General features: G+C 40.8%; 1 protein-coding gene. It reads right to left on the reverse strand.

Going from position 1 to position 373, the window contains the following annotated elements:
• Positions 1-105: 105 nt before the first annotated feature.
• The coding region (tnpA, locus tag DXC57_RS15780) for an IS200/IS605 family transposase (protein WP_243101490.1) at positions 106-373 on the reverse strand (268 nt) is incomplete at its 5' end.

Genomic DNA, 373 nt, shown 5'->3' on the forward strand with positions numbered 1-373 from the left:
ATTAGAATATTCCGGCCGGATATTAACCGATGTTCTGTGCGACAACAGCATTCTCCTCCCCCCCTCAGACAGCCATGCATATGAATCTTTACAATTCACATTGAATTAATACGACTTGCTCTGATGTTCAATATAACGGCGAATATTTTCCTCAGATACGGATCCGATCGTTTCCACATAATAGGAATGGTTCCACAGTTCTCCCTTCCACAACTGGTTTCTTATTTCCGGAAAACGTTCGAATAATTTCCTGCCTGTGATCCCCTTCAGATACTTGATAATGGCTGTTATTGACAGCTTTGGTGGAGCTGATACAAAACAGTGAACATGATCACCTTCACCACATTCAAATAAATGAACGGTAAAACCTTTA

This window comes from Clostridium sp. TF06-15AC (genome assembly GCF_003481165.1).
Lineage (GTDB): Bacteria > Bacillota > Clostridia > Lachnospirales > Lachnospiraceae > Otoolea > Otoolea fessa.